Source organism: Coleofasciculus sp. F4-SAH-05 (assembly GCF_040222985.1).
Lineage (GTDB): Bacteria > Cyanobacteriota > Cyanobacteriia > Cyanobacteriales > Coleofasciculaceae > Coleofasciculus > Coleofasciculus chthonoplastes.
In genome coordinates, this window is sequence record NZ_JAVKBY010000088.1 from 26,820 (window position 1) to 35,823 (window position 9,004).

Genomic DNA, 9,004 nt, shown 5'->3' on the forward strand with positions numbered 1-9,004 from the left:
TGGCGTGGTATCTCAATCATTTTTTTGTTACAATTCTTTACAGAGTTGCTCCTATTGGTGAATCATAAATAAATATGAATCTTAAAACAATTTCCCCATCCTCCCCCCAGCGAGATTCAATAGCCGAACTCAATCCTTCAGTGGAACCCTTACCCCCTGAGCCAATTGTGGTTGAGTATGAACAGACGCCATCCCCGGCATCAGCGTTACCACAGGAGTGTTCGGAAAACCGAACAGAAACCCTGCGCTATGATCCAGTAGCGATTGAAGCTCAATATGGACGGGCACCGCTACAAGTCTTAGGACGGCTACTCAGGATTACTTTACCCACAGCTGCCTTTGCCCTAGGCTTATGGTGGGATCGGATACGAGGTCGCCGACAGATCAAAGAACGGCGGCGAGCGATTCAGTTGCGGGAACTCTTAACCCAACTCGGACCAGCGTATATTAAGGTCGGGCAAGCACTTTCGACGCGACCTGACTTAGTACCCCCCCTGTACTTAGAAGAGTTGGCGTTGCTCCAAGATCAACTCCCTCCCTTCCCCAATGAAGTCGCTTTTCGATTTATCGAAGAAGAACTAGGCGATCGCCCCGAAGAAATTTATGCCGAACTGACCTCATCACCTGTCGCTGCTGCCTCCCTGGGACAAGTTTACAAAGGGAAACTCAAAACAGGGGAAACCGTTGCCGTAAAAGTGCAGCGACCAGGTTTAGCACGGCGCATTGCCTTAGACGTTTATATTTTACGCCGCCTCGCTCAGTTGGTACAAAACAATGTCAAGCAAGTGCGGAGTGACTTGGTGGCAATTATGGATGAGTTTGGTACCCGCATCTTTGAAGAAATGGATTATACCCAAGAAGGGTGTAATGCTGAACGCTTTGCCAACCTTTACGGTCACCTTCAGGATATATATGTACCCAAAATTTACTGGCAATACACAGGACGGCGTGTCTTGACAATGGAGTGGGTCAGTGGTACTAAACTGACCAATCTGGAAGCGATTAAGGCTCAAGGAATTGATGCCAAGTATTTAATTGAAGTTGGCGTGCAATGTTCACTACGCCAACTATTGGAACATGGATTTTTCCATGCTGATCCCCATCCCGGAAATTTACTAGCCACGCCGGAAGGCAAGCTGGCTTATCTGGATTTCGGGATGATGAGCGAAGTCAAACCCTATCAGCGTTATGGGTTGATTGAGGCGGTTGTTCATTTAGTCAACCGGGACTTCGCGGGTTTAGCTCATGACTATGTGAACTTAGAGTTTCTGTCGGAAGATACGGATTTAACCCCAATTATTCCAGCGCTTGCTAATGTTTTTAGCAATGCCTTAGGCGCTAGTGTTGCCGAACTCAATTTCAAAAGTATCACTGACCAACTCTCGGAAGTCATGTATGAATATCCATTTCGAGTTCCAGCCTACTATGCCCTAATTATTCGTTCCTTGGTCACATTGGAAGGGATTGCGATTAATGTTGATCCGAACTTCAAGGTTCTCAGTAAAGCTTATCCTTATGTGGCGAAGCGTTTATTAACAGATTCTTCCCCACAATTACGCGCTTCTTTAAAAGACTTACTCGTCAAAGATGGCAATTTTCGCTGGAATCGTCTGGAAAATTTATTGCGGAATGCCGCCAATTCTCAAGATTACGATTTGAATAAGGTTTTAAATCAAACGTTAGAATTTTTATTCTCAGAACGCGGTGTTTTGATTCGGGAACAATTGATCGAGGAAATTGTCAAAGCTGTAGATATGTTTGGACGTAAAACCTTTGATAATGTGACTGAGTCTCTGCGCCAACGAGTGGGATTACAGCAAAAAACGGCATCCACTAGCAAAGTCGTAGAACTGCCGCAAAGTGCAGAGCATATCAAACGAATTTGGCAAATTCTGCAAGATACGCCCGGTTTCGATCCCTTCCAACTTGCTCCCCTCGTTCCCCAATTTTTGATGAAGCCAGAAACTCAGCAAATGGGACAAAAAATTGCTGGCGGTTTAGCCCAACGGGTGATGGCACGATTAATTCGGGAAGTTTTACTTCAGGAGACTCAAAGTCAAGGGGAAAAGCCTTCTAATGGTTCTAGCGTCAAGAGAGCACCCAAACTCGTCCTGCCACCAGCCGCAGCGATTCAATGATATGCTCCCGGTGGGCATTGCCCACCCTACGGTCTATCAAGTTTCGGCGATTCTAAAATGCTGATTTCCGTGCCATTGAAGTTGAATTGAATAAATTTATTAAGCTCGATTCTTCCCTTTTGCTTTGAGCCGGAAATTTATAAAAATCGCCGAGAAAACCCCATCCCCTTGTAGGTGGGGATGAGAGGCTCCGCAGGCGACGGGGTTCAATACCCCGCTCCCATGCCAATAATCTATCGGGGTGACAGTTAGCCTCTGTCAAAACATATAACTTTTTGTGCTAATCTAAGTAGACCAAGGATGTAAGAGGTAAAACTGTGAAGCGCACCGTCTCCATCCCTAACTTACTCAAAACACAACAAACAATTTTGGGTAAGGTTAGTCTTTGAAACGGTTGACCCTCCACAGGTGAAAGGAAAAATACAAGGAATTGACCGAGGTTTGTATCATCAGGCTGTTACCTCTGACGGTCAATTTTTTAGCTCATCTAACATCAGGGGTGTACAAAGACGCTACTTATACAATCGTAGTCAGCTCCAACAAAAAGGCACTCGTAGCGCCAAGCGTCGATTCAAAGCGATGTCGGGACGCGAGAAGCGGTTCATGAAGGACACGAATCATTGTGTGAGTAAGAAGCTAGCGAACCAGCCAGAAATAGCAGTTTTTGTACTTGAAGACTTGTCCAGTATTCGCAATCGGCGACGGGGCAAGAAGATGAATAAGTGGCTGGGGAGTTGGGCATTCTATCAGCAAGAGCAGTTCTTAACCTACAAAGCAGAAGCCTTGGGTAAGCTCCTCGTCCATCAAGACCCTCGCTATACCTCTCAAAAGTGCAATGTCTGTAAACACATCAGGCGAACAAATCGTCACAAGTCTCGCTTCTGTTGTCACAATTGTGGCTATCAGACTCACGCTGACCTTAATGCTGCTCTTAATGTCCGAGACGATTACATTCTCTCTTGTACCCAGCCTGGGACGCAAGAGCAGGCGTCAGTCAATGCGCCCTATGTTTCGGGCGAGAGTAATCTCGCCTAGTTACAAGCCCCATCCCCTTGTGGGTGGGGCAGTTGACTTCCCGGCTCTTTTCTAATTCTAACCAGACCTACTAATTGTGCGGCAAGAATTGAGTCAAAGGTTCCCTCTGCCAAACCCTAACCTCAACGAAGTAGGTTAGGGTTCATGAATTGAGCCAATTAGAATTATTAACGACGCGAAAAGTTCCCGTTTTTGCGGTTCCCCCCTCTGTTTTCGCGAGGTCTGGCTTTATTCACCTTCATATTGCGCCCCATCCATTCAGCCCCATCGAGTGCCTCAATCGCGGCTGTTTCTTCATCGTCTGTTTCCATCTCTACAAAACCAAAACCCCGAGGACGTCCGGTTTCACGATCAGTGGGTAACTGCACCCGCTTGACAGCACCATAGTCTGCAAAGACAGCACTCAGGTCTTCTGCCGTAACGTCGTAGGATAGGTTGCCTACGTAAATTGACATGATTGTCTCCAAACTCAAAGTTGTATAAAGATGAGGGTATCGGAGACAAGTCTGTCAAGTCGAAAGGAAAAAAGCCAATCTGTACTAAACACAAACACTGAAACCGAACACATTCTCAATGATTAAGCTAGCACAGGCTTGCCAATTTGGGTACGGAACGTAATGTTTTCTACTCAAATCGATTAAACTTATTCGACCAGACCTAAAGCTACATGGATTTGGGCTAAAAACTCTAGCCTTAACCAATTAAACAGTACGTGAAAACCTCTACAGCTCCGACTCTATGGCATGGAGTTTACCCAATCAACACTTGTAAGCCTTGATTTTACGTTGATTTTCTCCAAAACTGAAAAAGTTGCGAAGCGCTTCGATACATAACCGATAAGTTATACAACTCTATCCAAAACTTGTACTACACTAGCAATGTAGAGTGAAATGTTAATAAGCCTCAAACCTTTACATAAACGTAGTGTGTTTGAAGCGAAGCGAGTATGGCAAATGACGAATGACGAAGATTAATTTTCAGCCTCACCAGATTATTTGTTTAGAACACGCAAACCGCCATTTATATGCTGAGGTGATAGAAGTCGTCGAATGGCGGCAGATTTGCTGGTTGCGCCCTTTGATGCTAGCTGTAACCCCAATCGAGAATGAAGATATAAACCAAGTTACACCCCAATCTCTGAGATTGTATGATTTGCGTCAAGGACCTGACGTACTTTGGCCCACAAAGTTTTTGCGACTGGTTTGGGATACGGAGGTCATTCCTATATTGGCACAACTGGAAGACTTACATCGCCACCCAAAAGATAATTCTGATACTCGCCATCAACTTGCTGATTTCATTGCTGAAGTTTGGCAAACCTATCCTCATGAGTTTGAGTCATCCCTGAAATCAACTCTATAAGGTAATCCAAAATTGGCTTTTGGCACTTACAAAAATTTCCCGTCTAGCTGGTGATGATTAACGTAACACTCTAAACACTAGGAACTAACCGGATTCTACCCGCATCCATCTCAGCCATTAATAATTCAAGGGCTTCGTAATCGGCATCGGAAATATATCCTAAGCGAGTTAATTCATAGTTAATTTCATTCTCTATATCAGGAGTTAGTTGCCTGATATAAAGCGCTCTTTCAACCAAATGGCGGATAACGTAGGTGGTTTTCACTCTCTTATTGCACAGAATTCCATACTATAGCAATTCTCTGGGGAATTACTAGATGAGAGCGTGATTCTAATCATTATTTTTTGTGATCTATATCACTGTTATTTAGCGAAAATAGTTTTATTAATTTCCTTGATAGCTAGGTAGACACCTTGCCCCAATCAACGAAAAAGCATGCCTTCCGACAGTCTATCGCAGGTAACCCCTCTCCGGCTAAGAGTTTCACCGATTTGATTTACTAAAAATCGTTAAAGAAATATAATAATCTATAAAAAATGATTCGTTTTATTCTCTACCTGAAGAAAGATCCCCCAGATAAGCTATTAATTATTATAGATGTAAGAGAACTGGCGTTAAGGATAAACTTTGAGTAAAGCCTAAACGGTGGACTATTGCTTCCTTGGCTAAGTGTTCATATTCAGTATATTAGGTTACAAAGATTCATGTTTTTTTTACGGAACACTAAAAAACTGAAGAAAGTAAAACCCCACACTAGAAAACCTTAACCCGTTGTTAAGGCAGAAATTGTAGCAACTTTGAGAAGTGACGCGCTATCTTTAGGTGGATTCTCTAATCCAATGTCTTAACCTATACAAATCTAAGGAGTGAGCTATGGCAATCGCGACTTTAGACTCCAAATTATCAATCGTTAGACCAACAAGTCAGGTTAATGCCTCTAATGCGGTTGAATTGGATCACCAACTGAAATCGGCTATTTTGTCGGATCGCTATTCGACAGTGCTGGTGGATATGCAGCAGGTAGAAACCCTTGACAGTGCTGGCTTGGGTGTATTGGTATCAGCGTTGCGTTTAGCGCAACGGCGAAACCAGCGCTTTAGCCTTTGCGGTATGGGGGATTCGGTGCGGATGATTTTTGAGCTAACTCAACTGGATCAAGCCATGGAAATCTTTGAAAGTTATGATGATTTCTTGGCAACCTTGACAGCTAAAGAAGACAGCCCAAGACGGACAATGGTTTATGCTTGATCGGCTTGGCATTAGCTAGCTCAAACGCTCAGTAGTGTACCGTGATAAAGCTGTCAAGCAGATGTCCCTGATATTGAGAGACTAGAACAATATCATAAAGTCGGTGAATTGTACACTTCCCTGACGGATTCATTTGTTCTTATTGGAGACAGTCACAGGACTATTGTCGAGTGACGATTGGGCATTATTGCTAGTCTTCTGTAAGATAGATGAGTTGTAAGGGTTAACCGAACTCGATTCAGAGGGGCAAGGTTGTCATGACGATCGCACCAGAGAAACTACTGACCAAAGACATCATCAAGCCAGCCCGCTACCTGGGAAACGAGTTAGGCGCTGTCCATAAACCCTGGGACACGGCTAAGGTGCGCTGGGTATTAACCTACCCAGAAATCTATGAAGTGGGTGCATCTAATTTAGGGCATATTATTCTCTACAACATCCTAAACACTCAACCTCGACAACTTTGCGATCGCGCGTATTTACCCGCGCCAGATTTAGCCACGAAATTGCGGGACACTCAGACACCTTTATTTACAGTCGAAAATCGGCGATCGCTCACAGATTTTGATATCCTGGGATTCAGCCTCAGCTATGAACTTGGGGCGACGAATATCCTGGAAATGCTCTCGTTAGCCGGAATTCCCCTCACTTGGCAAGAACGGGCAAATTATAGCATCAGCGACATTCCCCTAATTTTTGCGGGCGGACAAACCGCGACATCCAACCCAGAACCTTACGCCGACTTTTTAGACGTTGTGGCGCTGGGGGATGGGGAAGAATTGCTCCCCGAAATGGGTTTAATTATTGAAGAAGGCAAAGCCGCCGGATTAACTCGCCAAGAATTACTCTTAGACTTGGCACAGATTCCGGGGGTTTATGTGCCACAATTCTACGATATGGCAGAGGATGGTTCAGTTCATCCCAATCGCCCTGATGTGCCAGCGCGGATTTTGCGGCGAGTCGCTACACCAATACCAGAGTATTCTATTGGACTCGTACCCTATATCGAAACCGTCCATGATCGGCTGACGATTGAAGTTCGACGCGGCTGTACCAGAGGGTGTCGTTTTTGTCAACCGGGAATGTTAACCCGCCCTGCTAGAGATGTGGAACCGGAGAAAGTCGTGGATGCGATCGCAAAGGGGATGCGGGCGACGGGATATAATGAGTTCTCCCTGCTTTCCCTCTCCTGTTCCGATTACCTATCCCTACCCGCCGTGGGATTAGAGGTAAAGAATCGTCTCAAAAATGAGAATATCTCCCTGTCTCTCCCCAGCCAACGGGTGGATCGGTTTGATGAAAACATTGCCAATATTATCGGCGGTACGCGCAAAAGCGGCTTAACCTTCGCCCCAGAAGCCGGCACCCAGCGGATGCGGGATATTGTGAATAAGGGATTGACGAACGAAGAATTGCTGCGGGGTGTGAAGACAGCATTTGAGCAAGGATGGGATAAAGTTAAACTCTACTTTATGATTGGCTTGCCCGGTGAAACTGATGCGGATGTGATCGGGATTGCTGAAACGGTGAAGTGGTTGCAGCAAGAATGTCGGGCATCGGGGCGTAAACGGTTTGGCTTTAATATTACTATTTCTAACTTTACCCCCAAGCCGCATACACCGTTTCAGTGGCATTCGGTGTCTACGTCTGAGTTTATCCGTAAGCAAGAGTTATTACGCGATGCCTTTCGCCGGATTAAGGGTGTGAAAGTCAATTACACCGATGTGCGAATTTCGGCAATGGAAGACTTTGTGGGGCGGGGTGACAGACGCTTAGGGGCGGTGGTGCGTCGGGCTTGGGAATTGGGTGCGGGAATGGATGCATGGTGGGAAAGTTTAGATAAAGCGTTTGCGGCTTGGGAAGGTGCGATCGCCGAATCTGATCTCACCTGGAAATATCGCCAAGTCGAAAACGGCGAATGGAATGTGTTTCACGATTCAACCCTCTCGCACTTAGATGAGGCGGGTTTAGTTGCATCTGGGGATAAAGCAAAGGATAGTAGTGAAAAGAGCCCCTACACCCTTTCTCCCTTACCCTGGGATCATATTGATACCGGGATTGATAAAAATTGGCTGATTGAAGACTTACAACGCGCCCTAGACGCGGCGACTGTACCGGATTGCGCCTTTGAGGGCTGTTCTCACTGTGGGATTTGTGGTACGGATTTTGGTCATAATATTGTCGTTGAACCGCCGCAAATTCCCGAATTTACAGGTCACTTTAAGCCAAATCAACACAAAGCGCAGCGGTTGCGGGTGTGGTACGGTAAGGTGGGTGAAATGACATTAGTCAGTCATTTGGATTTAGTCCGGTTATTTGACCGTGCCGTCAGACGGGCATCCTTACCGATTACTTTTACTGGCGGATATCATCCTGGACCCCGGATTATGATCGCGAATGCGTTGTCATTAGGGATGTCGAGTAGTGGCGAGATTGCTGACTTCGAGTTAACCGAGTCGATGGATGTAGCGGAGTTTCAGCAACGGCTTGCGGATCAGCTTCCGCCGGATATCCCGGTGTATAAGGTTGAAGAAGCGGATTTAAAGATGCCGGCGACAACCCGACTGTTGGCAAAAGCGGAGTATCGGCTTGACGTGGTAGCCGAAGCGGGATCAGCGTCGCTGCAACAGTGGCAAGATTGGGTTAAGGCGGTAAATCAGGCTGAGGCGATTTGGTTAGAGAAGCGCACCAAGTCGGGGAAAAAGAAGTCAGTGAATTTACGCGATCGCTTATTTGAGTTAGAACTGATAGAGGTGAAAACAGACGCCCCATCTCAACCCGCCGTGCTACGCTATGTTGGCAGTTGTCGGAATGACGGCACTCTGCTGCGACCTGAAGATATCATTTATATGGTAGAGCAGGTGGGGCAACAGGAATTCCAGTTATTACACAGTCATCGACAACAGCTCATTTTAGGTGAGGCGATTTAAGGGATCAATCGCACTGAAAAGCGTGCATTTGGGGTTCGCCAACACCCTTGATATACCTTCTGACTTTTCACGGGAAGTCTATAAACCTGAGTCGGGGCGGGTTTAGTCACTTATGGTTGCAACCTCACGGGGTGACAAGCTTTTCTGTTGTGTTGAGCTATCCTGCTTTTAGCCCATTTTTTCTCGTCACAGATAGGGTCAAAGATAGGAGTTTGTCTCTGGGGGACCAGCCCCCCAGACCCCCCGATGGGGGACGAGCGCCTCCCCCATACCCCCTGCGCAACGCTTCG

6 protein-coding genes and 1 pseudogene are annotated in these 9,004 nt (G+C 46.1%); 5 read left to right on the plus strand and 2 right to left on the minus strand.

The annotated features are described in order from the left end of the window. Positions 1–74 precede the first annotated feature (74 nt). Together RIG27_RS11325 and RIG27_RS11330 are read left to right on the plus strand one after the other, a co-directional pair. On the plus strand, positions 75–2,138 hold the full coding sequence (locus RIG27_RS11325; RefSeq protein WP_446345180.1) for an ABC1 kinase family protein: 2,064 nt from the start codon (positions 75–77) through the stop codon (positions 2,136–2,138). A gap of 348 nt (positions 2,139–2,486) precedes the next feature. Beyond that, positions 2,487–3,173 (plus strand): annotated as a pseudogene (locus RIG27_RS11330) (RNA-guided endonuclease InsQ/TnpB family protein); the annotation flags it as partial. 167 nt (positions 3,174–3,340) lie between these two features. Here RIG27_RS11330 and RIG27_RS11335 read toward each other — a convergent pair. After that, positions 3,341–3,628 (minus strand): RNA recognition motif domain-containing protein, encoded by a 288-nt coding sequence (locus RIG27_RS11335; protein WP_446344697.1) that lies wholly within the window; start codon positions 3,626–3,628, stop codon positions 3,341–3,343. Between the two features lie 505 nt (positions 3,629–4,133). Between RIG27_RS11335 and RIG27_RS11340 the strand changes: the two genes are divergently transcribed. Next, on the plus strand, positions 4,134–4,535 hold the full coding sequence (locus RIG27_RS11340) for a hypothetical protein (protein ID WP_446345182.1): 402 nt from the start codon (positions 4,134–4,136) through the stop codon (positions 4,533–4,535). Positions 4,536–4,605: 70 nt separating this feature from the next. Here RIG27_RS11340 and RIG27_RS11345 read toward each other — a convergent pair whose 3' ends face one another. After that, on the minus strand, positions 4,606–4,800 hold the full coding sequence (locus RIG27_RS11345) for a hypothetical protein (protein WP_006098826.1): 195 nt from the start codon (positions 4,798–4,800) through the stop codon (positions 4,606–4,608). Positions 4,801–5,409: 609 nt separating this feature from the next. On the opposite strand from RIG27_RS11345, the gene RIG27_RS11350 reads away from it, so the two are divergent. Continuing rightward, complete coding sequence (locus RIG27_RS11350; RefSeq protein WP_446345184.1) at positions 5,410–5,784, plus strand: STAS domain-containing protein; 375 nt, start codon at positions 5,410–5,412, stop codon at positions 5,782–5,784. A 257-nt stretch (positions 5,785–6,041) separates the two neighbouring features. Then, positions 6,042–8,714 (plus strand): TIGR03960 family B12-binding radical SAM protein, encoded by a 2,673-nt coding sequence (locus tag RIG27_RS11355; protein ID WP_446345186.1) that lies wholly within the window; start codon positions 6,042–6,044, stop codon positions 8,712–8,714. The last annotated feature ends 290 nt before the right edge of the window (positions 8,715–9,004 follow it).

Bases quoted from the DNA above. Each gene is read 5' to 3' on its own strand.
- RIG27_RS11335 (WP_446344697.1), bottom strand. From the start codon at position 3,628: ATGTCAATTTACGTAGGCAACCTATCCTACGACGTTACGGCAGAAGAC.
- RIG27_RS11350 (WP_446345184.1), top strand. From the start codon at position 5,410: ATGGCAATCGCGACTTTAGACTCCAAATTATCAATCGTTAGACCAACA.
- RIG27_RS11340 (WP_446345182.1), top strand. From the start codon at position 4,134: ATGACGAAGATTAATTTTCAGCCTCACCAGATTATTTGTTTAGAACAC.
- RIG27_RS11325 (WP_446345180.1), top strand. From the start codon at position 75: ATGAATCTTAAAACAATTTCCCCATCCTCCCCCCAGCGAGATTCAATA.
- RIG27_RS11355 (WP_446345186.1), top strand. From the start codon at position 6,042: ATGACGATCGCACCAGAGAAACTACTGACCAAAGACATCATCAAGCCA.